This window comes from Corynebacterium sp. UMB10119B, from assembly GCF_030228125.1.
In the GTDB taxonomy this organism is placed as follows: domain Bacteria; phylum Actinomycetota; class Actinomycetes; order Mycobacteriales; family Mycobacteriaceae; genus Corynebacterium; species Corynebacterium pseudogenitalium.
In genome coordinates this window covers 154,451-180,661 of record NZ_JASPBG010000002.1, presented here as the reverse complement: position 1 = coordinate 180,661, position 26,211 = coordinate 154,451, and the positions used below count along the sequence as shown (strand labels likewise).

At 59.9% G+C, this 26,211-nt stretch carries 22 protein-coding genes and 1 tRNA gene; 11 read left to right on the top strand and 12 right to left on the bottom strand.

The genetic code is table 11. The features are described 5' to 3' along the window. Positions 1 to 2 precede the first annotated feature (2 nt). Positions 3 to 97: transfer RNA gene (locus QP802_RS03170), tRNA-Sec, on the bottom strand. Positions 98 to 121: 24 nt separating this feature from the next. Here QP802_RS03170 and selD point away from each other — a divergent pair. Next, positions 122 to 1,111 carry a selenide, water dikinase SelD gene (gene selD / locus QP802_RS03165; protein WP_256007829.1) on the top strand — a complete coding sequence of 330 codons (990 nt, stop codon included), beginning with the start codon at positions 122 to 124 and terminating at the stop codon, positions 1,109 to 1,111. 85 nt (positions 1,112 to 1,196) lie between these two features. On the opposite strand, the gene nrfD is transcribed toward selD, so the two are convergent. Genes nrfD through fdnG form a run of 3 tightly spaced genes read right to left on the bottom strand, consistent with a single transcriptional unit; the run spans position 1,197 to position 6,569 of the window. Then, on the bottom strand, positions 1,197 to 2,291 hold the full coding sequence (nrfD, locus tag QP802_RS03160) for an NrfD/PsrC family molybdoenzyme membrane anchor subunit (protein ID WP_256007830.1): 1,095 nt from the start codon (positions 2,289 to 2,291) through the stop codon (positions 1,197 to 1,199). Beyond that, positions 2,292 to 3,290 (bottom strand): 4Fe-4S dicluster domain-containing protein, encoded by a 999-nt coding sequence (locus tag QP802_RS03155; RefSeq protein ID WP_070362714.1) that lies wholly within the window; start codon positions 3,288 to 3,290, stop codon positions 2,292 to 2,294. It lies immediately after the preceding gene. 9 nt (positions 3,291 to 3,299) lie between these two features. Then, positions 3,300 to 6,569, bottom strand: coding sequence for a formate dehydrogenase-N subunit alpha (gene fdnG, locus QP802_RS03150; RefSeq protein ID WP_256059989.1), 3,270 nt, complete (start codon positions 6,567 to 6,569; stop codon positions 3,300 to 3,302). 154 nt (positions 6,570 to 6,723) lie between these two features. Between fdnG and QP802_RS03145 the strand changes: the two genes are divergently transcribed. Together QP802_RS03145 and QP802_RS03140 are read left to right on the top strand one after the other, a co-directional pair. Next, complete coding sequence (locus QP802_RS03145) at positions 6,724 to 7,221, top strand: ferritin (protein ID WP_071573325.1); 498 nt, start codon at positions 6,724 to 6,726, stop codon at positions 7,219 to 7,221. Positions 7,222 to 7,500: 279 nt separating this feature from the next. Beyond that, positions 7,501 to 8,733: a DUF4185 domain-containing protein gene (locus tag QP802_RS03140; protein ID WP_070362718.1), complete on the top strand. Its 1,233-nt coding sequence runs from the start codon at positions 7,501 to 7,503 to the stop codon at positions 8,731 to 8,733. Here the strand turns inward: QP802_RS03140 and QP802_RS03135 are convergent. Continuing rightward, positions 8,730 to 9,683 (bottom strand): Dyp-type peroxidase, encoded by a 954-nt coding sequence (locus QP802_RS03135; protein WP_284817583.1) that lies wholly within the window; start codon positions 9,681 to 9,683, stop codon positions 8,730 to 8,732. The two genes, QP802_RS03140 and QP802_RS03135, sit on opposite strands and share 4 nt — an antisense overlap. A 61-nt stretch (positions 9,684 to 9,744) precedes the next feature. Between QP802_RS03135 and QP802_RS03130 the strand changes: the two genes are divergently transcribed. Next, entirely contained in the window at positions 9,745 to 11,187 is a 1,443-nt protein-coding gene (locus QP802_RS03130; protein WP_284817582.1) for a DHA2 family efflux MFS transporter permease subunit, read from the top strand. On the opposite strand, the gene QP802_RS03125 is transcribed toward QP802_RS03130, so the two are convergent. After that, positions 11,184 to 11,603 (bottom strand): GNAT family N-acetyltransferase, encoded by a 420-nt coding sequence (locus QP802_RS03125; RefSeq protein WP_070362721.1) that lies wholly within the window; start codon positions 11,601 to 11,603, stop codon positions 11,184 to 11,186. The two genes, QP802_RS03130 and QP802_RS03125, sit on opposite strands and share 4 nt — an antisense overlap. A 37-nt stretch (positions 11,604 to 11,640) precedes the next feature. On the opposite strand from QP802_RS03125, the gene QP802_RS03120 reads away from it, so the two are divergent. Then, positions 11,641 to 12,438: a spermidine synthase gene (locus QP802_RS03120; protein WP_284817581.1), complete on the top strand. Its 798-nt coding sequence runs from the start codon at positions 11,641 to 11,643 to the stop codon at positions 12,436 to 12,438. Here QP802_RS03120 and QP802_RS03115 read toward each other — a convergent pair. After that, positions 12,435 to 13,733 (bottom strand): MFS transporter, encoded by a 1,299-nt coding sequence (locus QP802_RS03115; protein ID WP_284817580.1) that lies wholly within the window; start codon positions 13,731 to 13,733, stop codon positions 12,435 to 12,437. The genes QP802_RS03120 and QP802_RS03115 overlap by 4 nt on opposite strands. Before the next feature lie 150 nt (positions 13,734 to 13,883). Here QP802_RS03115 and QP802_RS03110 point away from each other — a divergent pair, with 150 nt between their 5' ends. Then, the gene (locus QP802_RS03110; protein WP_284817579.1) at positions 13,884 to 15,020 is read left to right on the top strand and encodes an FUSC family protein; all 1,137 of its coding nucleotides are present in this window, start codon (positions 13,884 to 13,886) and stop codon (positions 15,018 to 15,020) included. Here the strand turns inward: QP802_RS03110 and QP802_RS03105 are convergent. Further along, positions 14,947 to 15,444: a 2'-5' RNA ligase family protein gene (locus tag QP802_RS03105; RefSeq protein ID WP_284817578.1), complete on the bottom strand. Its 498-nt coding sequence runs from the start codon at positions 15,442 to 15,444 to the stop codon at positions 14,947 to 14,949. The genes QP802_RS03110 and QP802_RS03105 overlap by 74 nt on opposite strands. Positions 15,445 to 15,447: 3 nt before the next feature. Beyond that, on the bottom strand, positions 15,448 to 15,855 hold the full coding sequence (locus QP802_RS03100) for a hypothetical protein (RefSeq protein ID WP_284817577.1): 408 nt from the start codon (positions 15,853 to 15,855) through the stop codon (positions 15,448 to 15,450). A gap of 146 nt (positions 15,856 to 16,001) precedes the next feature. On the opposite strand from QP802_RS03100, the gene QP802_RS03095 reads away from it, so the two are divergent. Together QP802_RS03095 and QP802_RS03090 are read left to right on the top strand one after the other, a co-directional pair. Then, entirely contained in the window at positions 16,002 to 17,492 is a 1,491-nt protein-coding gene (locus QP802_RS03095; protein ID WP_284817576.1) for an HNH endonuclease signature motif containing protein, read from the top strand. 10 nt (positions 17,493 to 17,502) lie between these two features. Continuing rightward, the gene (locus QP802_RS03090) at positions 17,503 to 18,051 is read left to right on the top strand and encodes a DUF488 domain-containing protein (protein ID WP_284817575.1); all 549 of its coding nucleotides are present in this window, start codon (positions 17,503 to 17,505) and stop codon (positions 18,049 to 18,051) included. Positions 18,052 to 18,074: 23 nt separating this feature from the next. On the opposite strand, the gene QP802_RS03085 is transcribed toward QP802_RS03090, so the two are convergent. Further along, the gene (locus QP802_RS03085; protein WP_284817574.1) at positions 18,075 to 18,521 is read right to left on the bottom strand and encodes a GNAT family N-acetyltransferase; all 447 of its coding nucleotides are present in this window, start codon (positions 18,519 to 18,521) and stop codon (positions 18,075 to 18,077) included. Between the two features lie 41 nt (positions 18,522 to 18,562). Beyond that, a complete protein-coding gene (locus QP802_RS03080; RefSeq protein WP_284817573.1) occupies positions 18,563 to 18,982 on the bottom strand; it encodes a VOC family protein in 420 nt (139 codons plus the stop codon). Between the two features lie 90 nt (positions 18,983 to 19,072). Between QP802_RS03080 and arfB the strand changes: the two genes are divergently transcribed. The 3 genes from arfB to QP802_RS03065 all read left to right on the top strand — a co-directional run bounded on the left by arfB (position 19,073) and on the right by QP802_RS03065 (position 22,031). Next, positions 19,073 to 19,516, top strand: a complete 444-nt coding sequence (arfB, locus tag QP802_RS03075; RefSeq protein WP_284817572.1) for an alternative ribosome rescue aminoacyl-tRNA hydrolase ArfB — start codon at positions 19,073 to 19,075, stop codon at positions 19,514 to 19,516. 266 nt (positions 19,517 to 19,782) lie between these two features. Continuing rightward, on the top strand, positions 19,783 to 20,142 hold the full coding sequence (cmtR, locus tag QP802_RS03070; protein WP_284817571.1) for a Cd(II)/Pb(II)-sensing metalloregulatory transcriptional regulator CmtR: 360 nt from the start codon (positions 19,783 to 19,785) through the stop codon (positions 20,140 to 20,142). Next, positions 20,139 to 22,031 (top strand): heavy metal translocating P-type ATPase, encoded by a 1,893-nt coding sequence (locus tag QP802_RS03065; RefSeq protein ID WP_284817570.1) that lies wholly within the window; start codon positions 20,139 to 20,141, stop codon positions 22,029 to 22,031. The genes cmtR and QP802_RS03065 overlap by 4 nt, the downstream gene beginning before the upstream one ends. Positions 22,032 to 22,421: 390 nt before the next feature. On the opposite strand, the gene QP802_RS03060 is transcribed toward QP802_RS03065, so the two are convergent. Further along, the gene (locus tag QP802_RS03060; protein ID WP_284817569.1) at positions 22,422 to 25,682 is read right to left on the bottom strand and encodes a hypothetical protein; all 3,261 of its coding nucleotides are present in this window, start codon (positions 25,680 to 25,682) and stop codon (positions 22,422 to 22,424) included. Positions 25,683 to 26,211 lie beyond the last annotated feature (529 nt).

Below are 26,211 nucleotides of genomic sequence, written 5' to 3'. Positions count from 1 at the left end.
TTTGGCGGAGACGGACAGGAATCGAACCTGCCAGGCCGAGATGCTCGACCTCACCAGTTTTGAAGACTGGGGTGGCCACCAGGACACGTACGCCTCCGAAAAGCAACGCTACCATGTAGGTATGGCTGCTGATAATTCTAAGATTCGTTTGACCCAGTACGCATCCGGTGGCGGGTGTGCGTGCAAGATTCCACCCGGTGAGCTCGAAGAAGCCGTCCAGGGACTGGTTGGTTTCGCTGACCCGAACGTGATCGTTGGCCTCGACGACGGCGACGACGCCTCCGCGATTCACGTCCGCGACGACCTCGCCGTCATCTCCACAGCCGACTTCTTCACCCCGGTCTGCGATGACGCCTACACCTGGGGCAAGATCGCGGCCGTCAACGCGCTCTCAGACGTCTACGCGATGGGCGGCACCCCAATCACCGCCATCAACCTGCTCGCCTGGCCACGGGATGTCCTCCCCTCAGAGCTCATCCGCGACGTACTGCACGGTGGCATGGACGCCGCCACCGCAGCCGGCATCAGCGTGACCGGCGGGCACTCGATCACCGCACCCGAGCCGATCTACGGCATGGCTGCCACCGGCATCGTGGACCCGGCCAAGCTCATACGCAACGACGCCGCAGAGGCCGGCCTGCCCATCACCTTGACCAAGCCGATCGGCTCTGGCCTACTGAACAACCGCCACAAGGCAACCGGCGATGTCTTCCCGCAGGCCATCGAAGTAATGACCACGCTGAACAAGGAAGCCTCCGAAAAGGCAGTCGCCGCCGGTGTGAAAGCCGCTACCGACGTCACTGGTTTCGGCCTCCTCGGCCACTTGTTCAAGATGGCACGCGCCTCCGGAATCGACGCCGTCATCGACCACACGAAGGTCCCATTTATCGACGGCGCCCGTGAAACGCTCGAGGCCGGCTACATCCCTGGCGGCTCGAAGCGCAACCTCGACTGGGTACGCCCCAACATCGACTCTGATCTGGACGGCGACGAGCTGCTGCTCCTTGCGGACGCCCAGACTTCCGGCGGGCTGCTCGTCATCGGCGAGATCCCCGGCTACCCCGTCATCGGCGAAACTGTCGCAGGCACCGGCCGCGTTCAGGTGAAGTAGCCGAAATACCAAACTAGAAATACAACACTGCCCCTCCAACACGGTGTGCGAGAGGGGCAGTGTTGTGTGTTAGCTCCAGTCGCAGCTAGGCGGTAGTGATGCCGTCATCAACCTTGCCCGCTTCACGGCGCTTGCGCAGGCGCTCCCGCTGCGGTTCAACGACGTACTTCGGGTCCTCGGTGGACTGCTTACCGGCCTCGAGCACCGCGAAACGAGTCAGGCAGGAACCCGCCATCAACGCGACACCCGAAATACCTGCGAGCACTCGACTCTTTTTACTGAACAGCGCGCCAACGCCACCAACCGCGAGGCAAACCTCGGAAGCCTTGAAAAGCTTGCCTGCCTTGCCCGTGGAAAACGCTTCCTTAGAGACATCGTCCAGTTGGCTCGTCATGTAGGACGTCGCTGCGACATCGGCGGCTGCGCCCACGACACCGAGTGCTCGCGGCACAGCGGCATTCTCCGTCGAAGTGGTGAGCAAGCCCATGCCGCCCGTCGCTGCGGTCGCAGATGATACGAACACGAACGGTAGGTTCTTGCCCGCCTCCTGCCATGCAGGCACCGACGTGTTGCCGATCAGCACCGCGGTGTACGCCGCGAGCGGCGAGGCAAGCACACCGCCAGCAATACCAGCCGGGGTCGCTGCGAACTCAATAAACGAGCGCAGCGGGCTTGGCAGCGGCAGCTTCTTGCCAGTCAGCTCGTCGAGTTCCGGAAGCATAGCAAGCCCCTGCAACGAGGAGAACGAGCCCAGCAACCAAGAGCCGACACTCATCGGCGACGACAGCTTGAACACGCGGAACATGTTCAGCAAACGCTCCGGGCGACCAAGGTCAAGCACCAGGCAACCGGAGCCCACCGCGGCGGCAGCCATCGAACTAATCCGCATGTTGCGACGCAGCTCCTTGTTGCCTGTCGCGTCAGCTCCTACGGCCAACAAGGAGGAGCCTCCGGCGAGGCCGCCGAGGAAGAAGTAGACACCAATCGGCCACTCCCACGGAGGGAACTTCACAATCGGCTTACCGTAGTAGGAGTCAAAGTGCTCAAAGCTTGCCTCCGGCACCATTAGCTCCTCGCCACGACGCTTCTTCGGGCCCCGTGGGCGCTCGCCTTCCGCTTGATCACGTCGCCGCGGACGACGCGGCTCCTGCGGTGGACGGTAGCTATCAAACTCAGCCATTTACTTCCTACCTCCGATCAGGACCGCGGCTGCAATAGTGCCAACCATTCCGGCTGCGGCAATGACGCCGCGCTTCGCCAGCTCCGGCAAGTTCGCCGTTGGAACCACTGGGTCTGGCGGAAGCCCGTAGACCTCTGGCGCATCCAGCAGCAGGAAGATTGAGCCTGTACCGCCTACACCGTCGTTCTGGTTTGCGCCATACAGGCGAGCTTCCGTCATGCCCTGCGCGTGCAGTTCCTTCACGCGCGCCTTCGCAAGCGCGAGCATCTCGTCGTACGTGCCGTACTTGATCGACGTCGTCGGGCAGGTTTTGGCACATGCTGGCTGCTCGCCGACCTGAAGGCGGTCGAAGCACATGGTGCACTTCTGGGCCACCCCGATGTTCTTAATCGGCGCGCTCTCACCAGGTGTGAAGTCCTCGCCCTTGCCGGAACGCTCGTTGCGCTTGCGAACGCCACCATCGCTACGACGCTCAATGACGCCGAACGGGCAGCCAGCAACGCAGGTACCGCAGCCATTGCAGACGTCATCCTGTACGACGACGGTGCCGTGCTCGGTGCGGAACAACGCACCCGTCGGGCACACGTCCAAGCAACCAGCGTTCGTGCAGTGCTTGCACACGTCGGAGGACATCAGCCAGCGGAAATCCGGTGTATCCGGCAATACCGCGCGGGTGGAAGCCTCTTCGGCAGGCTTGACGCTCGGCATTCCAAGCCCGACGAGCTTTGCACCCTCTTCACGAGCCTGCAGAATCCGGTCCTCGCCTTGCTCAATGAACGCCACGTGGCGCCACGTGTCCGCGTTCAGCGAACCGGTGTTGTCGTAGGAGTTACCAGACAACTTGTAGCCGTCCTGCGGGTTTCGGTTCCATTCTTTACATGCAACCTCACACGCCTTGCAGCCAATACAAATCGACGTATCCGTGAAGAAAGCCTTACGAGCTTCCTTCTCGTACCCGATGTTGGCTGGGGATTCGGTGATCTGATTCTTCGTTTTCATCGTCAAAACCTATCCTTCCCCGTTCGCCATATTCTTCTTCGTCGAGTCGTACTTCGCCGCCTCTGTGTCACCGAGCTGCTCACCAACGATGACGTCTTTCGACTCGTCGGTCAGCTTGGTACCGGTGTCCTCCGTCAGGCGCGCACGGCGCTGGTACTCACGCACCAGCTTCATGCGGTCCTCGCCGCGCGGGCGTCGGCCCGGCCGGATATCAACCGCGGAAACCTTCGACGCCTGGATGTTGACGTTCGGGTCCAGCATGATGCCCAAAAGGTCGTTCGGTCCATCGCCTTCGACCTCGGCGTAAGAACCTGCGCCGAAGTGGTACGGCATACCAATCTGCTGGAACTCGTGACCGTCAATGACCAGAGTCTTCATGCGCTCCGTGACCAGCACTCGCGCCTCGATGGCGTTGCGCGGCGAGATGATCGTCGCCCAGTCACCATTCTTGAGACCGACCGCTTCGGCCAGCTTATGCGAGACCTCACAGAACAGCTCCGGCTGCAACTCCGCCAAGAACGGCAAGCTTCTCGTCATCGAACCAGAGGTGTACGCCTCCGTCAGACGGTAAGTGTTCAGCATGTACGGGTACACGCCAACACCCGGCTCGCCAAAGTTCGGCGCCGAGAGGTTGTCCTCCCCACGCATCACAATTCGCGACGGCGACTGCTGCTGCTTGTACAGCGGGTTCGCAAACGGGGACTCCTGTGGTTCGTAGTGCGTCGGCATCGGGCCGTCAACCATTCCGGTTGGCGCGAACAGCCAGGCCTTGCCGTCCGCCTGCATGATGAACGCATCGTCGCCTGCAAGCGCTGCAGGACCGACCGCGTCGCGCTCTGGCTTAAACCCAGGTGCGCGGTTGACCGGGAAGTCCACAACATCGTCGGACTCCCACAGCTCCTTGTCCTCGTTCCACCAGACCAGCTTCTTGCGCTCCGACCATGGCTTGCCGTCCGGATCCGCAGAAGCACGGTTGTAGAGCACGCGACGGTTCATTGGCCATGCCCAGCCCCACTCCAACGCCATCGCGTTCTGCTCCTGGCCTGGGCGCTTGTTCGCCGAACGGTTGACGTCGTCAGCGTACACACCACAGTAAATCCAGCAACCAGAGGAGGTTGAGCCGTCAGCCTTGAGATCCGCAAACTTGTCTACAAGCTGTCCCTTGCGAGGACCGTCGAGGTAGTAGCCGTTGATCTCCTTCAGCACCGACTCCGGCAGAATCTCACCGTGCTCATCGCACTCGTAGTCCCAGGTGATCTTCTGCAACGGCACGTCGCGCGGGTCGGTCGAGTCCTTGACTCGCTCCTTCAAGCGAAGTCCCAAGTCGTAGAAGAACTCGAGGTCACTCTCGGCATCGCCCGGCGCATCCTTGGCCTTGTAGCGCCACTGCAGCACGCGCGAGGTCTGGGTAAACGTACCTGCCTTCTCAACGTGGTTCGCAGCTGGGAAGAGGAACACCTCAGTGTCGATCTCCTCCGGCGAAATCTCACCGGACTGCACCTCTGGAGAGTCCTTCCAGAACGTTGCCGTTTCGATTTCAGAGAAATCACGTACGACGAGCCACTTCAGCTTGGTCAGCGCCATGCGCTGAATGCGACCGTTCGACTGCGCAACCGCAGGGTTCTGGCCGAAGACGAAGTAGCCGTCGACAAGCCCCTGGTTCATCAGCTGCAGCGTGTGGTACGTCGAGTGCGCACCAGTCAACCTTGGCATGAGGTCCATGCCCCAGTTGTTCTCCTCGGTTGCGGCGTCACCCCAGTAGGCCTTCATCAACGACACAGCGAAGGTGTCGCCGGTCTGCCAGAAGCCCTTCTGATCACGCTTCGACACTGCTGCCAAGTACTCGTCCCACGTCTGGTGCGTGGACTGCGGCATCGGCAGGTAGCCAGGCAGGATGTGGAACAGCGTCGGCACGTCCGTGGAGCCCTGAATCGATGCGTGGCCACGCAGCGCCATGATGCCCGAACCCGGACGGCCGATGTTGCCCATCAGCGTCTGCAGGATCGCACACGTACGGATGAACTGTGCGCCCAACGTGTGCTGAGTCCAGCCAAGCGCGTACGCGAAGCAGGTGGTGCGATCGCGGCCAGAGTTCTCCGCAATCGAGTTCGCGAGGAAGTAGAAGTCCTCCTCGGAAATACCACACGACTCAGCAACAACCTGCGGGGTGTAGCGAGAGTAGTGGCGCTTCAAAATCTGGAAGACTGTTCGCGGATCCTGAAGGGTTTCATCCTTCTCAACGTCCCACGAAGTCTGCGCATCCCACTTCTTACGCGTCTGCCACGAATCGTTGGAGTAGCCACCCGTTTCAGGGTCGTATCCAGAGAACAGACCCTCAAGGTCCTCCGTATCCTGGAAGTCTTCACTGATCAACGTCGAAGCGTTGGTGAATGCCTTGACGTACTCCTCGAAGTACAGGTTGTTTTCCAGCACGTAGTTGATGACAGCACCCAACAGAATAATGTCGGTACCACCACGAATCGGGATGTGCTTATGCGCCATCGCCGACGTACGCGTGAATCGAGGGTCAACGTGGATGATTCGTGCACCACGCGCCTTCGCCTCCATGACCCACTGGAACCCAACTGGGTGCGCTTCGGCCATGTTTGACCCTTGGATGACAATGCAGTCCGCATTCGCCATGTCCTGCAGTGGCTGGGTCGCTCCACCGCGTCCAAACGAGGATCCCAAACTGGGAACCGTGGAAGAGTGTCATATACGAGCTTGGTTTTCTACCTGCACCGCGCCCGCTGCAGTCCACAGCTTCTTGATCAGGTAGTTTTCCTCGTTATCCATCGCGGCGCCGCCCAGGCCTGCGATGCCCATGGTTCGACGCACAGGGCGCCCCTTGTCGTCGAAGTCCTGCCAGCCGTTTTCACGGGCTTCGAGGAACCTGTCGACGACCATTTCCATGGCGGTTTCGCGGTCAAGCTTGACCCATTCCTTGGAGCGCGGTGCTCGGTACAGAATGTCGGTCACGCGGTTTTCCGCGTTGACGAGCTGCTCGGAAGCTGCACCCTTCGGGCACAGGCGTCCGCGTGAGTGCGGAGAATCCGGGTCGCCTTCAATTTGAATGACCTTATTGTCTTTTACATATACGCGCTGGCCACAGCCAACAGCGCAGTACGGACACACGCTCTTGACAACGCGGTCCGCTTCTACAATGCGGCCTTCCATTTCTTGGCTGCGCGCAGATTCGGTGTTTTCGCCTCGGGCGAAGGCGTCACCACCGCGTATCTGGCGCACAACCGGCCAATTTAAGGGACTAAAACGAGACATACCGGCAAGGATAGCCCATTTTGCGAAGGTTCCCCATCGACATACCCCCAGGTCATTGATTAGGATACCCTTACTTTTGATGCATTTTTGCCTCGCAGGCGTAAAATAGCGCCGTAACATCAGTTTTCAACTACACCTTCAAAGGAGCTTGACTATGGACAAGAAATTGCAAGATGCAATGAACGAGCAGGTCACTGCGGAATACGAGGCGGCATTACTGTACCGCCAGCTCGCATACACGATGGAGGCACAGTCCTTCCCAGGCTTCGCGTCCTGGTTCGCTGAGCAGGCCCACGAGGAGTGCGACCACGCAGAGAAGTTCGCAACCCACCTGATCGACCGCGGCCACGACGTCACCCTGCACACAGTCGCCCTCGACGCACCTTCGATCGATTCCCCACTGGCGGCGTTCCAGGCGGCGCTTGAGCACGAGCGCAAGGTCTCCGCGATGATTCGAAACATCGCTGGCATCGCCGATGAGGTCAAGGACTTCGATTCCCGCTCCCTCATCACGTGGTTCCTCGACGAGCAGATCAGCGAAGAGGCAACGGTTTCCGAGATTGTTGACCAGCTGACACTTGTCGGCAATGATGGTTCTGGACTGCTGCGCCTGGACTCGGGTCTTGGTCAGCGCAACGATTCTTCGAACTAACCCAATATTCGCCCAATAATTATCGACGTCCACTTCCCCACAGCCTGCTGCGGTGAAAGGGGACGTCGAATATTTTGCCTCACGACGTTTCATCCCAGGAGCCCCATGCCTTTGCCGCCTTTGACCCGAATTATCGCCTGTGCCACTACTCTTGCTCTTGCTGCGACCGGTCTTTCGATTCCTGTCGCACACGCACAAGCGAACTCGATTTTGCCTGCCTGGCCTACGATCCGGCCGAATGGCCCTGAAGATCTTCCGACGAAGCCAAAGCAAAAACCGATGAAGATGCCAGATGGCACCGTCGTCCAAATCATGGGTGATGTGCTCGGCCCGTGGGCTGCACATGTCGGCATTGGGGCCGGCGACTTGGGCGCCATGACACCGCTCAACGGTGACGAATTCGCGATGATCTTCGGCGACTCATTCCGCGGCAAAAAGTTTGGGGAAGGCGACTGGATCAGCCCCATTGGCGTGGTTGCGCGAATGAATAACGGACAGATCGAAATCCTTCGCCCGCTCAAGGGGCACCGTGACGCATACGGCCTGATCAACTACTACCGCGAGGAAGGCGACAAGCTAACGCTCATCCCGTCGGATGTGATCAACATCAACGGCACGCTCTACATGCAAGGCATGTGGAACCGCGGCATCGGCAATGTGCTCGAGACACAGACATGGAAGTCCACCGATGAAGGGAAAACGTGGAAGAGCATTGGGCGCACTCCCAACCATTACCTCAATGGACTTGGCCAGCTCATTTCCTGGGAAAAGGGCCCGGACGGCTACATCTATGCAGTGATGTCGGGCTTCCAGCGCAAACACGACGTGTACCTGGCTCGCTTTACCGAGGACCAGATCGGCGACCAGCCAAGTTGGGAACTGTTTAATCCGAACACCGGCGAGTGGGGCAACGAAGCTGGCGCGATCCTGCACGGTAACAAGATCAAGGCCGGCGAGATGAACCTGCGCTTCATCGACAACCACTGGGTGTTCGTGATGTTCAACGAGGCCACGCTCGCCGTCGAGGTCCGCATTTCGGATACGCTGCCACAAAGCTGGAACGACGTGCCTGTCGCGACAATCGCCAAGAATGGCTACTGGGACTTTCAGCAGACGCCGATGAATTTCTCCCAACCTTACGGTGGGTACATCGTACCGGGTTCCACGATCGCGAACCTCGACGTCGTCATTTCGCAGTGGAACACGAACACCAACGAGCGCTACATGTCGACGCAGTTCAACGTCAAGGGCCTGGACACGTTCTTCGGTATTGACCCTGAATCGATGCGCCCGCACGACCAAAACGATGTCGACGTCAACGTCACACCAAACCCACCGCAGACCGACGACATGGACGCCGAAGATAACCTGATGTCCTCGGAGGGCAGTTCTAAGACGAAGGCGGCACTCATCACGGTTGGTGTGCTCGCCGGGCTGGGCTTAATCGCTGCGGTGGCGTGGCCTACTATCCGTCAGTATCTACCACCGCAGCTGCAGCAACTCGTGGGCTAGCGCAGCTCGTCCCTCACGTAATCCTCGACGTTTTCCATGAATGCCTTCGGCGGGGCAAAGAAGTTGCACCCGGTGAGTGCCGTGGAAAAGTCGAGGATTCTGTCGTAGTTGCCAACTGGCTCGCCGATGAACATGCGTCGCAGCATCCGCTCGGTGATGGCGACGTCTTTTGCGTAGCTCATAAAGAATGTGCCCTGCTGGCCGGCTGCGTCACCGAAGGTGAGGTTGTTGCGGACGATCTCCAACGATTCGCCGTCTTCATCTTCGATCGAGTTCACAGCGACGTGGCTGTTGGCCGGTTTCGCGTCGTCGTCGAACTCGATGTCTTCGTGCTTCGTTCGGCCGATGACGCGCTCCTGCTCCTCGACGGGCAAATCGTCCCAGGCTTTCAGATCGTGGACGTACTTTTGCAGCACGATGTGGCTGCCACCCGCCCACTTTCCTTCGCGGATAATCGCCGTTGCGATGCCGTCTTGGCCACGCGGGGACTCGGTGCCGTCGACAAACCCGAGTGGGTCGCGGAAGTCCTGGTACTGGAAGGCGTGCGTCTCATCGAAGTCTTCGATGGCGTCGCCGAGCTGTTTCGTGATGCGGCGCGCAAGTTCGAAGGCGACGTCGTATTCGTCGGCACGAATGTGGAAGAACAGGTCGCCCGGTGTCGACGGCGCGTGGTGCTTCTCTCCTTGCAGTTCAACGAACTCGTGGAGGCCTTCGGGCTTTTCCACGGTGAAGAGGCGATCCCACATCTTGGCACCGATGCCGAGCACTGCGCTCAAGTGAGCCTCGGGCCAGCGGAAGCCGACGCCGTTGACGAGCCCCGCGAGGCCACCGATGATGTCTACTACGTCGCGCTCGTGCCCTTGTGCGATGGTGAGCGTCAAAAAGATTGCGTCTTTTGACTGCGGGAGGATGACGTTCTGGGAGACTTCTGTCGAATGTATATCGCTCATAGGTGCCATCATATGCCCTATGCTCTTTCGCCACTGGCGACCACCCGGTAGAGTCAGTGCGATGGAGACTCCCCGCAGCACAGGGCCCTGGGCGGCGTTGTGGTCGATGATGGTCGGGTTTTTCGTGATTCTGGTGGACTCGACGATCGTTGCCGTCGCTATTCCTGCGATTTCCACCGCGTTTAACGCCACCTACAGCCAGATTATCTGGGTGAACAGTTCGTACTTGCTGGCGTACGCGGTGCCGCTGCTGATTACGGGGCGGCTCGGAGACAGGATCGGACCGCGGACCGTGTACCTGTGTGGCTTGAGCCTGTTCACGGTCGCCTCGCTGGCGTGCGGCTTGGCAACCTCGATCGAGGCTCTGATTCTTGCCCGGGCTGTGCAGGGCTTTGGCGGTGCCCTAGTGACACCGCAGACGATGTCGGTGATGCTGCGCACGTTCGCACCGCAGCAGCGGGGTGGCGCCATGGGCGTCTGGGGCGCAACGGCAGGGGTAGCGACAATCGTTGGGCCGCTGCTCGGCGGTCTCCTCGTGGACGCCTGGGGCTGGGCGTGGATCTTCATCATCAACGTCCCGGTGGGCATTGTTGGCATCGCATTGGCGTGGGTCTTCGTGCCGAAGCTCGAGCAGAATGCACGGACGTTTGACTGGGTTGGCGTCGCTCTGTCGGCTTCGGGCATGTTCTGCCTGGTGTTCGGCATCCAGGAAGGACAGAAATTTTCCTGGAGCTTCCCCATCGTTGCGCTCATTTGCGCCGGCGCCGTGTTGCTGTCGCTCTTCGTATGGTGGCAAACAAAAACCACCCGGGATCCATTGGTGCCGTTGGAGCTGTTTTCTGACCGAAACTTTTCCCTCGCCTGCGTAGCAATTTCTACGGTTGGGTTTGCAATCTCCACCTACGTCATTCCGTGGATGATCTACGTGCAAAACGTGCAACACTACTCGCCAACCCAAGCAGCGTTGCTCCTGCTTCCCGCGGGATTGATTTCTGGATGCTTCTCGCCTTGGGTCGGCAAGCTCACCAACACCCATCAGCCCAAGCCGTTCGCGATCGCAGGGCTCTCGCTCGTCGCGGTCGCGATTGGTGCCGCGGCCTTCATTACCGACCCGAGTGTCTCCCCAATGTGGTTACTCGTGGTCTCCGTGATCAACGGGTTTGGCAACTCAATGGTGTGGGGGCCATTGTCCATGATCGCGACGCGAAACCTCGATCCGCGCCTGGCCGGGGCGGGTTCCAGCGTGTATAACACCGTGCGCCAACTTGGCGCGGTCATTGGCTCAGCAGGGATCGCGGCGATGATGTCACAGCAGATTGCGCACCAACTCGGTCCAACAGCCGCTCACTTTTCAGGTGGAGGGGGCGCCCAGGCACTCCCCGACGTGCTTCACCAACCATTCGCGCAGGCGATGTCCACGTCTATGCTTCTGCCGTTGAGCCTCGTCATCGTTGGTGTACTGGTTTCCACCAGATTTGTGCGCACCCAGTCTTGGAACGATTAATCTTCCAGGGAAATCATGTACACAGGTGGCTCAATCTTGAAGTAGCCGAGGTGCTCCCAGAAAGCACGCCCTGCGTCATTTCCTTCCGCCACCATCAGGTGCACTGCGGGGGCCTTGCGCTCGCGCAGCCAGTCCACGCAGCCGTCGGAAAGCAGGCGCCCAACGCCGCCTCCCCGTGCGTTAGGACGCACACCGGTCATGTGGATCCACCCGCGGTGGCCGTCGAAACCTACGATGGTCGCGCCGTCGACGACACCTTGGGGGGACTCCGCTACGAGTACTGTGCTGCCGGGGCTTTCCATCGCAAGATCGAAGTCAGTCGGCGGGTCGTTCCATTCCTGGGTAATGCCAGATTCGTCCCAAACATCCACGACCGCCTGGCGGTCCTCGGGGCGGGCTTCACGCAATGTGTACATAACAGGTAAGAATAAACGCTGAAAGGTAGAGCATGAAATGCGACGCAAACCCCGCACCCAAAAGAAATCCATTACGGGAACATTCCCCGTAGACACCGGCAGAGCGACCATCATCGCCGACAAACTTCGCGACGGCGGCTACACCCTCGAACTCAACCGCGTCCCCAGCTCCTACGTTGTACTCGGTGCGCCGGAGGTGCTGACGTTCGACTACATGCAGTGGATCACGGGATTCATCCGCCCCGGCGACACCGTGCCCTCGGATTTCCGCGCAGTCCACCTCGGCGGGGCCGCGTGCACGCTGCCTGCATACTTCGCACACCGTTACCCCCAAAGCCACCAGACGGCAGTGGAGATCGACCGGGAACTCGCACAACTCGTACGCTGGGCATTTCAGGAGAACCTCGAGCCGGTCACAATCCGCTGCGCCGAAGCACGTGCTTTCACTCATGCCTGCCAACCACGCAGCCTTGACCTCATCGTTCGCGACGTTTTCAGCGGCCCCTCCACCCCTCGCCCGCTGACCACCGTCGAGTTTTTCCGCGCGTGCACCGTGGCACTGCGCCCGGGAGGCATCTACATCGCGAACATCGGCGATAGGCAGCAGCTTCCCAACACCCGAGCCGAAATAGCCGGGCTCCTCGAGGTCTTCCCCCACACCGCGGTTGTCGCACCACCAGCGATGCTCGACGGCCACGAGTACGGCAACGTCATCGTCGCCGCGAGCAACGCACCCTTACTTTTCGACGCCACCTCCGACCCCACCGTGGCCGTGAAAGACGGTACGGCCCTGCTCACGGGCGTTTCCACTGACAGCCTTGCCCGGCGCGACTAGGCTAACTGCTGCGCTTCCGGCACCCAAAGCTTGCGGGCACCGCGGAACGTTGCGCTCACTCCGAGCAGCACCAACAATGTGAACACCGGCACAGAAACAAAACCGTAGCCGTAGGAGCCGAAGTAGTCTTTCACCCACCCCCAGACAGCCGCACCAATTGAAAGCCCAATTGGGTAGGCCATCCCCAGCGTGCCCCAAATCTTCGAGAACTCTTTCTGACCAAACGAGTGCTCTGCGATCAGTGGTGGGGCGACGGTGCCGCTTGCAGTACCGAGGAAGATGAAGATCACGAAGAACACGTACGGCAGGAGCGTGGTCATGTATGCCCACGCCGCGGTCGCGCCGGCCGCAATCAGCAGCACGATCCACAGGGCTCGCTCCAGGCCGACTTTGTCGATGAACCAGCCAAGAAACGGTTTGAACACGATCAGACAAATCGTTGCCGTGATAATGATTGTTGAAATTTCCTCTGGGCGAAGCTCCACACCCCACGGCTTGCCAGAAAGATAGTTCACGAAGTGTTGCGTCATCCCGTAGATCGCGCCCAACAACAGCAATGAGGCCGCCAGTACGTAGAACCAGATGCTGCCAAAAGCCTCCCGCTGCGTCATTCCCGGCTCGTTACCAGTTTTCGTGGTCACTTCATCTGCCGGTGCCACCTCCGCACCGTACGGGCGTAGGCCGAGATCCTCAGGATTGCTGCGGAGCAAGAACAACGCCGGTCCCGTTGTCAGCACAACCATTGCGACGGCCATAATCACCATCGAGGTCCGCCATCCAACGGTCCTCAGCAGGATCGGCACTACTACGCCGAGGATCACACCGCCCACTCCTGTTCCCGCCAGGACGATGCCCAACACGGTTCCTCGTTTAGCCACAAACCAGCGATTGATAACGACGATCGGGACGTACTGCAGCGAAAGCCCCACGCCGATACCAATGACGATTCCGGCTGCATAAAACCACCACAGAGATTGTGCGGCGGAAAAGACAACCAAGCCACCCGCAGCAATGAGACCACCAAGGACCAACAAGCCAGGCGCCTTGATTCGGTCAATGAGCATGCCAGCCACCGGCATTGACGCCGCGGAAGCGAAGCCATACAAAGTGAAATAAATCATGAACGCACCTGCACGGGTCCCAGGAAAGTCCCCGAGCACCGCCGGTGTAAAGAAACTCAGACCAGTCAGCGTTATTGAAAACGCCACCTCTACCAGCAAGGCACCGATAATGACCATCTGGTGACGTGCCGGGATTTTCCCAGCGGATTGAATATGCCCTTCAGTCGCAGCCATGTCCGCTACTCCCTCGCAGTCAAAAGAGAATTTGAATGGACTTAGTGTACGTCCGCCTCCGACACAATTGGCGTTTTTGGGTTCTGTGACAGAGGGCTGGCAGAGGGCTAAGGTAACAACTCTGTTACTTCCGGGAGAAAGGGCTGATCTTTGAACCATTTTCGCGCCATGTTCACGATGGCACCCGCACGCCGGGACCATATCCCTGCCTTCCGCACAGCCGCCGGAGTAGCCATCCCACTCCTACTCCTGCTCTGGATCGGCCGCTTCGACCTTGCCATCTACGCCAACTTCGGCGCGTTTACGGGTGTTTATGGACGCCATGAAACCCGACAGGATAGGGCACGCCACCAGCTCCTTGCAGGTACCGCCATCGTGGTCGCGATCGCAATCGGCGCGACAATGTCTTGGACCCACGCAAACCAGTGGCTCATTATGATGATCTCCGCCATCGCGTCCTCCGTGTGGGCGACCATCGCGCTGTGGTCAGGCACACGCCCAACCGGGTCCGTATTCGTACTCTTCGCAATCGCCGCGGTAGGTTCCCTCGCCCACCCCGCACACCCGCTGATCGCGACAATGGTAGCTGCGGCGACTGCGGGACTGTGTTTTGCACTCGGGAAGGTATCGCACCTCATTGGCGAAGGCCCCAACGTGCGAGAACCACGAGGGGAAGAAGTGGGCGTCGATAAGCAGGCGCTGAAGCGAGAGGCAACGCGATTCTTCCTCGCTCCCCTGCTCGCTGGAACGATCGGCATCATCTCTGTCGCCCTCATCGATCCGCTTTCGCACTTTTACTGGGCGATGGTCGCCGCAGTAGTTCCGTTGGTCAACAACCGATACCGCGTACAGTATTTCCGGGCACTGCAACGCATGCTCGGCACCCTTTCCGGCATTCTCGTCGCCGGGTTCCTCCTGTCGCACCACATGCAGGAATGGCAGTTCGTCGTATGGATCATCATCCTGCAGTTCTTGACCGAAACCTATGTCACCCGCAACTACACGCTGGCAGCGAGCTTCATCACCCCGACCGCCCTGCTGATGATCCAAGCCGTCGAACCTGCCCCCGTCGCGCCAATGCTCCTTGCGCGCAGTGCGGAAACCATCCTCGGTGCTGCCTCAGCGCTCGTAATTATCGCCATCGGATACACGAAAACGAACCCGCACCTGGTGCGACAACGCTTCAACGTTGCTGCGCCGAAGTCTCAAGCTCCTAAGGCTCGAACCGATACTCTGACCCAAACCGCGGCTGATACAGCGCCGCATACTCCGCATCTACAACCCTGAAGTGTGGCGATGTCACCTCTGCAAGCGTCTGGATGTAGTCGCCTACCATTGCTTTCGGCAAACGCAGGCCCATTGTCAGATGAGGAATCCACCGAGCGCCACGGCCGTCGGGGTTGAGCTCGCTGAGCTCCCTTGCTGCCCGCTCAAGCTCGTCAGGTCCCTGCAGCAGCCACGCCACCGTCTGCTTCGACTTCGTCCCAAACACCACCGTCCCTACCCGGTCCAGACGCGCGGGGAGGCACCGTGGTAGGAGCTCCCCAGCCCGAGAGATCACTGTTCGCGACATCTCAGGGGCAAACGTCACTGACACGTGCGGGCGCTGCTGTTGAACGGGAAACCCGCGCTGCGCTAGCGCCTCATAAATCTTGCGAATCTCCTGCTCCTGGGATTCAGGCAAGCGCAGCAAAATATTCTCTGGAGACATGGCTCACTCGTTACGGGTTCCTCTATATGGGGTCAGCAGTTGCTGTGCCGTCGGACGCAGCTCGTCAGCGGACTCGTTGATGTCTCTCAGGTCCACGATAACGTCGTGGCTACCGAACGCCTTGCGGACGCGCTCAAGGGCTTCGGGAATGCTTAACCCGTCGGCGGCAGAGCCCAGAATCACGTCTTGCAAGGCGTCGCCTCGGTCCCAATCCTCGTAGTCATCGAATCCTTTTACTGTGCCGGTGAGCACTTTGCCGTTGTTGAACTTGAGTGCTACAACACCGTGTTCGACCCGCCACATCCACGCTTTTCCTGGGCAGGGCTCGCTGGTTTTCGCGTCGTAACGTGGCGTCGGAATCATCTCGAGGCCCATGTAGCGGTAGCGGCCTTCAATGTCGTTGCTAACCATCCTGTTCAAGCACCTCCGCCCTGAAGTTTGTGTCGGTTATGCCCAAACGTACCAAACCCCTAGGAAGTTCGCCCATTTGTTCGAATACTGGACGTTCATGTCCGTCTGGGTTGATAGGGTGATGACAACTCAGGAAAGGAGGGGCCATGACCAGCGAAATCACCCAATGCGTCAACGACATTTCCGCAGCGCTACGCACGTTAAGCAAGCTTTTCGAGGACCCCTCCACTCTCGCATTCGACGACATCCGACACGACATTGAGCGCCTCGAGGAGCAGTTTAAAAAGAAAGCAACTATCGACGCCGCCTTCGCCTTCATCGCCGAACGCGAAAAGGCGGGTCGCATTGTCGGCGCCAACTACCCCAACGCATACCTCCAACAATGCCTCGACTTATCAAAGGGCGAGGCCTACAACCGCCTCGAACGTGGCCGGCTCCTCTTCGGCCCACCACCAGAGCCCGCTGCTCATCCAGAGAGTGGAGAAGGCACCGAAGACCTTTTCTCCCGTACCCATGAAGTGGAGCAACAGCAGGCAACTGCCAGAAAGACGTCTCCCCAGGTCAGTGCGGAGAAACAGAACATCATCCGGTGTGAGCTCGATAGGCTGCTCAAAGCGGGCGCAGGCGAGCGCACCCGCATCTACTCCGCCGCTATGACCGAAGGCTTGCGACGAAACCCGGAAGACCTCCGCCAGTTCGTCCGTCACACCGTCGCCGAAGAAAATCGGAAGCACGCCCCACGATCCAACCCCAATGCAGGCCACGAGAACCGCGGTCTATCCTTTGGCCGTCGGAAAGCAGACGGGACCGTAGATATCTACATCAATGCCACGGCCGGTGCTGCGGCGCTGATCAAGGCACATACGGACAAAGGCCTCGCGCCGAACTCCAACCTGCCCGCAGCACTACACGGCGAAGCGGACACCCGCACCCCACAGCAACGTCGCTTTGACCAGTTCTTCGCCATTTTCCAGCAGCATGAGCAATCGCACCAGAAGATGAGCGGTGGCGCTGCCTCGGTGGTCATTTCACTTACCCTCGACGATCTCGCCGACGGCGACGCCTCCATGCTGTACGACACCAACACCGGCATCGAAGTCGACTGCTTCGACCTTGTCCGGCTCGGCATGGACGGAACTACAGACTTCCTCCTCCAAGTGGACGGTGTCACCTCAGTACCGCTGTGGATGGGCAGAACCACCCGGCTCGCCTCGGTCGAGCAGCGCATCGCGATGTTTGCCATCCAAGGGGTGTGTTCCTGGCTCGGGTGCACAACCCCAATGACAGAGTGTGAGGCGCACCATATCCTCGCCTGGATAAAGGGAGGAAGCACCGATATCGAGAACCTCACTGGCCTCTGTCGCGAACACCACAGATGCAACAACGACAACAGAGACGGATCCTTCAACAAGGGCTACATGGATTTCGACCCACAAACCGGCAAGGCTGGGCACCGAAAGCACCCGTTTGCCCCGATGAAGTTCAACCAATCGGTGCCTGCGAAACACTCCGCAGTGAGCAGGATTTACGCTGCAAGGGGCCGCTGCGACTGCACACGCGACGGAAAACTGGACCCCGCACTCTATCCGCCGGGCCTCTCACCACCCGACGCCGCGTTTTTGCCAAAAGGCGCCTAAGGTCGAAGACATGCGTATCTTCACCGTCGGCCATTCCAACCTCGAGTTTGACGAATTCGTAAGCATGCTCGAGGCCTCCGGCGTGCGTGCGATCGTGGACGTACGCAAGCTTCCCGGGTCTAAGAAGTATCCCTGGTTCAATGACAGCTACCTAGCCAAGCACTTGCCTGACCACAGCATCCAGTACTCCCGGAGCGAAGGGCTCACTGGGCGACGCAACGTGTCAAAAACAGTCCCTTTCGAAGTCAACGGCAACTGGCGCAACCGAAGCTTCCACAACTACGCAGACCATGCTCTTGGCCACGAGTTCGCAGAGGCACTCCAGCAGCTCAGGACACAAGCCGCCGAAACCCCGACGGTGATCATGTGCTCAGAAGCTGTCTGGTGGCGTTGCCACCGCCGCATCATTGCAGACCACCTGCTTGCCCACGGCGACGACGTGCAACACATCATGGGAATAACGCAGCACGGCCCTACTTTGGACGCAGCAAAGCTCAATGACGGAGCCGTAGTCGGCAAAGATATGAAAGTGCGCTACCCACAGCAAGAGGCCAAATAATGCTCATTCCCCTCCACACTCCATCACAACTCGCGCGCATATAGAAGCATTCGGGAGCCTTGCTCAATATTGGTCAGTCCATGGCGTTCATAGAAGCGTCGCGCATCGGTGTCTACCTCGTCGACGTTGATCTGCAATTCGCCTGCATTGCGGTTCTGGATTTCCGAGAATACCCGTCGCAGCAGCGCCGTACCGGTGCCTCGGTTGCGGCAGGATGGTGCTACGTAGAGCTCCTCAAGCATCGCTACCGGACCGTCATAATAGGGGCTGGGGCGCAGCGTGAAGAATGCCAACCCGATATCGTCGGCAAGCAACACGGTGGCGTCGTCACGTGCAATGATCTGCCGGAACCTCCGCTCGAGGTTGTCGGGCACCGGGGCATCGAATTCAACGTTGAAGTCGCGCAAAAGCTTTGCGACGAGCTCCGCATCCCCCACGCCAGCCACTCGGATTTTACTTGCTGTAGTCATAGATGCAGATGGTAACGGGCCGATACAATCACATCCTGGCCCTATCTCCCATCGCCAGTAGTAATGTTCCAGGCCAGCCCAAACTTGTCTTCGACAACACCGAAATGCGCACCCCATGGAGCTTGCGCGAACGGCATAGTGACCTTTCCGCCGTCGCGGGTGAGCTTCTCGATGAGCTGCTCACCTTCCTCCACCGAATCTACCTCGGCGGTAAAGCCGAAAACGCCGCGGTTCAAGATACTCGCGTTGTTTTGCAGGTCGTCGCCGCCCCCAAACGTAAACGGACCAGTCAGGGTGCCGTGAGCGACAGCGTCGCGTGGCGGGTCGAACGGGAACTGCGCGCCACGGTCGAGCTGCTCGCCATACGTGATGATGTCGAGCTCACCTCCAAACACCTCGTGGTAGAACTCGAGCGCTTCGCGAGCATTGCCGGGGAAAGATACGTAAAGCGACGTCTTCATGAGTGCCAGTGTAGGGGGGGACAAGCATCCGCAGAGAAGTCCCCGAACCCCTGGCGGTAGCTGTGAGGCTGTGCTTGTAGGGTGGACGGCATGAACGACCTGACCATCGCACCCGGCCCGGGAATCCCCGACGGTGTGGTCATCGCCGCCGCCAACCTGTCGGAACGGTTCGCGAAAGCGTCGGGGCCAGGAGGGCAAGGTGTGAACACCACGGACAGCAAAGTCCAGCTATCCCTTGATATCGCCGCGTGCACCTCACTTACCGACGCCCAGCGGCGCCGCGCGCTCCGCAACCTCGAACACCGCCTGGATGGCACCGTCCTCACCGTGGCGGTGTCGACCCAGCGGTCACAGGTCCGCAACCGCTCCGAGGCACGTCAACGCATGTCTGCCCTGTTGCGCGAGGCGCTCGCACCGCCTCCTCCTCCGCGCCGCAAAACGAAGCCAACGCGGGGCTCAGTACGGCGCCGTCTCGAAGCGAAGAAGCGGCGCTCGGAGCTCAAGTTCACAAGACGACGGCCGCAGATCCCGTAGAGCAAAGAGCGGAATCGGTAGCCACCGCTCGCTTCCAGGGAACGCTTTCGCTACACGTTGAACTTGAACTCGACGGTATGTAGTTGCAAGGTTACTTTTTCGAGAACCTCGCCGCCCACGTCGCTCCCGCGTTGGGTGGCAGCCGAACCACAAAGGATCAGTCATCTGCTATCCCATCGACTAATTCTTGCAGGTCGCAGGACCTTCGCGTAACTGTCAGTTCAGCACATTTTGAATAGTTCAGCACACGATGTATTGTTCAGCACATGCTGACCATTGCTTCACGCCTCGACGTCATGAACCGGCTCGGCCGGGCCATGGCGGATCCGACGCGCTCCAGAATCCTGATGACACTACTCGACGGCCCGAGCTACCCGGCCGTGCTTTCGCGCGACCTGGACCTGACCCGCTCGAACGTCTCGAACCACCTGACCTGCCTGCGCAACTGCGGCATCGTCGTCGCCGAGCCGGAGGGCCGCAAGACACGCTACGAAATCGCCGATCCGCACCTCGCGGCAGCGCTCAACGCGCTGGTAAACGCGACGTTGGCTGTCGACGAAAACGCCCCGTGCATCGACCCTGAATGCTCGGTGCCCGGCTGCGGCGAGAAGGGAGCGGACGCATGAGCTCGGCGTGTGGATGCGCACACGAACCCGCCACAGAGATCGAAGAACTCGATCGGCCATGGTGGAAGGACCCCGAGTTGCTACTGCCGATCTTCTCCGGCGTAGCCCTCGGCATAGGCCTGGCGCTGGACTGGTCCGGGGTAGAGACACCCGCGACAGTACTGTTCTGGGTCGGCCTGCTGCTAGGGGCGTATACGTTCGCGCCCGACGCGATCCGAAACCTTGTCACGAAGCGCAAGCTCGGCATTGGTTTGCTGATGACGATCAGCGCGGTCGGCGCGGTAATCCTCGGTTACGTCGGAGAGGCCGCGGCGCTAGCGTTCCTGTACTCGATCGCCGAGGCACTGGAAGACAAGGCAATGGACCGGGCACAGGGCGGACTGCGGGCACTGTTGAAGTTGGTACCGCAGACCGCGACGGTGCTGCGCGACGGCACGTCGGTCAAGGTCGCAGCGAAGGACCTCGTGGCTGGCGAACTGATGCTCGTGCGCCCCGGAGAGCGGATCGCCACGGACGGCATCATTCGGTCTGGACGTTCCAGCCTTGACACCTCAGCGATCACCGGAGAATCCATTCCGGAGGAGGTTGCACCCGGCGACGAGGTGCCCGCGGGAGCAATCAACTCCGCCGGCGTGCTGGAAGTAGAGACGACCGCAGCTGGAACTGACAACTCGCTTACCACACTCGTGGACCTGGTCGAGCAGGCGCAAGCGGAAAAGGGCGACCGCGCCCGGATCGCCGACCGGATTGCCCGACCCCTAGTGCCCGGGGTGATGATCCTGGCGGCGCTGGTCGGCGTGATTGGCTCACTGCTGGGCGACCCCGAGACGTGGATCACCCGTGCGTTGGTGGTTCTGGTCGCAGCGTCGCCGTGCGCACTGGCAATCTCCGTGCCGCTGACGGTCGTGGCGGCGATCGGCGCGGCCAGCCAGTTCGGCGTGGTCATCAAGTCGGGCGCGGCGTTCGAGCGGCTCGGCGGCATCCGTCACCTGGCGGTGGACAAGACCGGAACTCTTACCCGCAACCAGCCCGAGGTTACCGGTGTGGTCTCGGCGGACGGATTCGATCGGGCGCAGGTGCTTGCCTTCGCGGCGGCAGTTGAGCAGCAATCGACGCACCCCCTCGCCGCGGCGATCGCAGCAGCGGTGCCCGCACCGCCCGCCGCCCAGGACATCAACGAGGAAGCCGGACATGGCATCGGCGGCACCGTCGGAGGTCGACGGGTGCTGGTGGGCAGCCCCCGGTGGATCGACGCCGGGCCACTAAAGGCAGACGTTGAGCGCATGGAGTCCGAGGGCCAGACCTGCGTACTGGTCACCGTCGATGACGCCCTCGCCGGGGCGATCGGGGTCCGCGACGAGCTGCGGCCCGAGGTGCCCGAAGCTGTACAGACCCTGCACGCTAACGACGTGAAGGTGAGCATGCTCACCGGCGACAACACTCGCACCGCCCGGGCGCTGGCTGAAATCGCCGGAATCGATGACGTGCGCGCCGAGCTACGCCCAGAGGACAAGGCAAGCATCGTCGCCGAACTCTCCTCCAAGACGCCGACGGCCATGATCGGCGACGGCATCAACGACGCTCCGGCACTGGCGGGCGCAACGGTGGGCATTGCGATGGGAGCAACCGGGTCTGACGCCGCGATCGAGTCCGCTGACGTCGCCTTCACTGGCCACGACCTCCGGCTGATCCCGCAGGCGCTGCAGCACGCCCGCCGAGGCAGCAGGATCATCAACCAAAACATCGTGCTGTCTCTGGCCATCATTATCGTGTTGATGCCACTGGCGATCAGCGGCGTGCTGGGCTTGGCCGCTGTCGTGTTGGTTCACGAGGTCGCCGAAGTCATCGTGATCTTGAACGGCCTGCGGGCTGCACGAGCGAAACGCTGAGGCTGTGACCGGCAAGTCTTTTAAGAGTTAAACCACGCGCCGAGCGCACACACGTTGGACCAGGCGAGTCATTCGAGTTCACCACCTGGTCCTTCTCGATGCGTGCAGGCACGGGAACTGTGGGTGAACCTAATAGTTCAACGGCCCGATACCGCTTGCAGATTCTACACACGAGGTAGCGGAATGGACCGAGGCCGAACGAAAACCGGAGTTAGAGACAGCGCTCTTCAACCTGCCCCCCAATAACGCGAAACGTCATTAACGCTCCGCGTTACACGTTAAATTTGAACTCCACCACATTCCATATCCCTATAACGTCTCGAGCGATGCGCATACACACTCCAGCTCACAGTGTCCTGCAAACTCGCTGTGTGACGCGATTTATGCCGCTCAGTGCAGCCCGCGCCGGAAACGTTCTGCGTCCTCCTCGTTCCGTCGTGCGTCGTTTTCGTACGAGAAAGCGATTCTCCTAAATAAACCAGCCACTCGAGGCGCGATGTCGGCAAATACTTGGGCCTTGACTCGATAGTCCGCAGCAAGCCTGAGCTCCTGCTCGCCGCCGTCTTCCAAGCCGCGACTAGTAACTCCACGACTATTAAGGATATAGAGGTACAAGCCGGTCTCAATGTGATCAAGCTGCACTTCTTCAATGAGATCCCGCACGACGTTGCCCGGCCAGGTGCCGTCAGCGTCTGGTGGGGTGTGGCCCAGAACCTGGCCAATCTGCTGCAGGCCGACCTCGGTCCGGCCTCGTTCAGCCAGGAGCTCCATAGCTTGATCAAGCCAGGTTCGAAGCACCTCGGCATTCATGACGCCATCGACGAGGCCGGGCGGTGTGTCCCATGCATTGAATAAGCGGTACGCATTGGTTGCCAGGGAAGCGTCGTGTTGTTCTTCGCCAGCCGAGTCCTCGGCGCCTTCTTCGTCCTCACCGCTCGGCCGGGCACGGTAAAGAGTGCATACGATCTCGACGAATTTTGCAGGGTCGGCAGCTAAGCCTTCGGATAGCGCTGGGACTCTCGCGTCATAGCCGAGCGCCGGAAGGTACGACCACTGCAGTCGAACAAGGCAGCCAGGCTCAAGGTGCTCGCGCATAGCTTCGAGGTAGGCGAAGAGCCGCTGAAAATCATAGGACGATAGATCACGAGCTGCGGCAGATAGAGTTTGATCTGCCAGGAGCCCGTCCAGTGCTCGCACAATGAGTTTCGCTACCTGGGGACGCGGGCCGTCCTTGTCGATGTGGGTGTACATGCTCATGAGATGTACGACGTCGGCGTGGCGGCCAACTTGGATCAAGTGCTCAGCAATCTCGTCGATCTTGTCAATTTCTTGCCCCAAGCCGATTGTCTGGAATGCCCTCCAGTATCGGGCCGCAAGATCCGGGTCCGTATCAACCAGAGCCCATACCTCAGCGAGGTTGCCGCGCGCGACAAGCAGGAGTCGAACACGTTGATCGACCGTAAGATCGCTCTGTTCAAGGAAGTCTGTGATCAGAGCGAAACCTTCTAGGGAATAGCGAGTCGAGAAATACGACATCGCGGTGCTGGCGAGATCCTGGTCGGCTGATGTCAACCAACCGAGCAACTCATCATCGTGCGACGAGCCGATTTTCGCCAAGGCGATACCAACGGCCCCCGGTACCGACGCGTCTCGTGCCAGTCTCGTGATGGCGTCAAAACCGCCCTCGGCCTCGATCTTCTCTACGGCTTGGACGCGTCGGCGCCCGAGCTCACGTTCAAAGGCTTCATAATCATCTTGTTTGTGAGCGCCGATATACGGAGTCCATGATTGAAAGAGTCCGATCAGTCGGACATACGCAGACCTTGGCTGGTAGCGCGCTGCCAGTGAGTCGAGCTTGCTGAGTTCCTCGTCTGGAAGTGTCCAGGCAGCATCCGGAAACTTACGATGACGGCCGATGAGGTCCACCAGGGTTCGCCACACCGCTTCTCGAAAGTCAGCCGTAAACTGCGGCTGGTCGGCCATCGATTCGAGAGCATCCACCACTCGAGTTCGGTTTGCTGGTGGTAACTCTGCCGTGTGAGAAAGGATCGTTGACCAGCGTTGCGCATCCTGACCAGCATCTTCGATGCAACGCTCTACCGCGGCGGTCGTCATCTTCCATAATTCGCCGTATGTCACAGATAGTTTGTCCGGCCTCCAAGTTCGGAACGCAGGTGTACTAATCGGGAAATGTGTCCCGTGCCCCTCAGGAAGCATGCTGCACTCCAACTTCCAAGCAACGCCAGGGCGTCTTCGGCGCAACGTGTCGAGGACAATAAGTCGCCGGTCAGGATCGACAGAGCTATCTGGATGCCACGGGCGGAATATTGCAGCCAAAGAGGCCGCGGGACGGTTAGCCAGCCGACCACCCGGATCGATCTCGTCAAGGCGTGCCAGGAGATCGACAGCACGTCCGAAATGATCAGAGGACCAGGACACGCACTCGAGCGCCCACAGCAGATTGCTGTGGGGAGTTCCGCCCGAGAAGATTCCCGACTCGTCGGCGTTGTCCTGGAACATGGTGGCCAATAGAGGGGCATCGCCCGCTGTTGCTGCACTGACCGCTTCGAGGAAGGCGTCCGGCCCGGCCTCAGCGAGGAGAGGCAAGATGTCAGCTAGTGATTGCCACGCTCGCCCGGTATCATCTGTCGACGCCCTTTCGAGTAGCTTCCCAACCAGATAGTTTGCGAATTCTGCCCCTGATACCCCACCCGACAAGACGACAGTTTCGCCGTACATTCCCAATAGAGCGAGCGACTGAGCGAGGCCGCGGCGGAGGTCACCGGAGTAGCGACGGATTTTGCCATCAATCGATGCTCTCCACCGTTGATCCCGCGGTAGGTCGAGGGCCGGATCGTCCTCTGCGAAGACCCTCTCGACGATGGTCCCGAACCGCTTCATGTCATCGTGAGTCAGCTTCGGCACCAACAGCATCCAAGCATCCACCGGTGAGACAAGATGCCAAGCTTCGCCAGTGCGGATTACCAGAGGATCGGTAGGATTATCGGCTATTCCTGTGATCGCCTCTCTAAACGATTCGTAGTCGGTTCCCGTGAGCGCCTCGAGGATCGAACGATCCCCTTCTGCATTGTCTCCCCAGGAGCCAGCCAACAGGATTGATCGGAAGTTTCGGGACGGACTCGCATCAGCCCAGGTCGGTCGATGCAGGACGACCTTTACAGCCAAGTTTCGCCGCAGACCGGTCAAGCTTCGCCGTGCGAGCCTACCGAGCTCATCGGCCCTATCTCCATCTGTGACTCCGGCGCTCGTCAGCGCGACTGCTGCCTCAGCAGCATCCAACGCTGGAAGTGTGACGTCGGCACCTTCGTTGGAGACAACCGGCACGCAAAAGTTATGCACAGAACCTGCGGGGATCTCGCTTGCCAACTCGGGCTTGAGAGGGACCAAGACGAGCGGTTGGGACGAGGTTGTCAACTGCCTCCATGTGGATATGTCGTCGACGAATGCGAGCCGTGCGAGCATCTCGCCGCTGCTCTGGTCATCAAGGTTGACGGCGATCGCAGCGATGAAGGCGCATACTTCCTCCATCGAGGCACCAGCAATCGTAGTGACGGAGCCGGATGAACCAAGCCGGTCTTCAAGATCCTTGGCAGTGTCAGTTCGACCGGCGAGCACAACTTTCGGTATCAATGTTGGATTCGTTTGTGCTGCCCAATCTCGCCACCAGGTCAAACCGGTGCGAAGTCCGTATGGAGAAAGTCCCAGTTCTTCCGATAGCCACGCCCATGTAATTGGGGCGGCCTCAAGCCAGGTCTCGATATCATCAAGCCCGAAAGCCTTGACGTCTCTCCAGACCTGGTCGTTTCGCTTATTTTTAGCCCATTTGTCCCGTGCCGTCCAAGTGCGCAGGATCACTTCGATATAGGTGCACTCAGCGGTCCATGTGCCGTCTGGAGTGTCTGTTCGCTTAGAATAGTCCTCATCGGCCTTCTTGTTAGGGCTGGAATTAACCGACAGCTCCCATACCGACAAACCATCTGGAACCCAAGCCGTCGCTTCGGTTGCCCGAACAGAACCGTCCCAATCCCCTGCTGCCACACCGTCGCCTGCGGGCATCCCTAGCTGGACCGACCCCGGTGTCGTTTCAAGGATGAGACGACGCACCAGACGCGGGAGTTCAGACTCCGAATTACGAGTATCGGCCCAGTTCTTCAGCTTA